The 995-nt window shown below is 68.8% G+C and carries 1 protein-coding gene; it reads left to right on the plus strand.

Annotated elements, in window-relative coordinates:
- The first annotated feature begins 66 nt into the window (after positions 1–66).
- On the plus strand, positions 67–963 hold the full coding sequence (locus ETD96_RS44100) for a hypothetical protein (protein ID WP_138642395.1): 897 nt from the start codon (positions 67–69) through the stop codon (positions 961–963).
- Positions 964–995 lie beyond the last annotated feature (32 nt).

Here is a 995-nt window from a genome sequence, read left to right on the forward strand (position 1 = left end):
CTAGATCGTTGATGGGAAATTGCTGAACCGGGTGCGGGCACGGCGAAGGGCGCCCATGGTCGGTGTGTGAAGACTGACTTGGACGCCCTTCTGACCGCACTCTATGTTCATCTGGACGATCACGTCCTGCCTTCGCGGCGGCAACGGCGGCGGGGCCGTGTCCGGTTGCTGACCGATGCCGAACTGGTCTGCGTCGCCGTTGCCCAGGTGCTGCTGGGATGCGATGCCGAGCACCGCTGGCTGCGTCTGGCCCCGGCCCGGATCGGACACCTGTTCCCGCGCCTGCCCTGCCAGTCCGAATACAACCGTCATCTGCGCCAGGCGGCCCCGTTGCTGCTGGCCGCGGCGGCATGGCTGGTCCGCCACACGCCCTCCTGGCATGAGCGGCTGCGGCTGATGGACGGCACCCCGGTGCGCTGCGGCGCCTCGCGCACCACCGTGCACCGCTCGGGCCTGGGCGAGATCGCCGGCTACGGCATGGACAAGTCCCACCACGCCTTCTACTGGGGCGCCAAGCTGATGCTGATCACCACCGCGGAGGGCGCGGTGTGCGCCTTCAGCCTGGCCCACCCCAAGGAGCTGGACGAGCGGTTGCAGGCGGTGCACCTGCTGCACGTCCAGCCGCCCGCGCCCGGGCCGTGCCCGATCGTGTGCGACAAGGGGTTCGCCGGGACAGGGGTGGAGAAGGCCGCTGCCGATCTGGGCCATGTGCTGATCCGCCCCGTCCGCGCCGATGAGCCCGCCCCGCCGGTGGCGGTGTTCCCCGGCTGGCTGCGCCAGCGCATCGAGGCGGTGATCTGGACACTGAAGAACCAGCTGGGACTGGAACGCCACGCCGCCCGCACCACCGAAGGGCTCTGGGCGCGCGTCTGCCAGCGCATCACGGCGCTCAACGCCGCGATCTGGCACAACTGGCTGATCAACGCACCCGTCAAACGCTCCCTGATCGCCTACGACCATTGACCAACACCAACATTTCCCATCAACGATCTAGG

Origin of the sequence: Actinomadura geliboluensis (assembly GCF_005889745.1) — a bacterium.
GTDB lineage: Bacteria > Actinomycetota > Actinomycetes > Streptosporangiales > Streptosporangiaceae > Spirillospora > Spirillospora geliboluensis.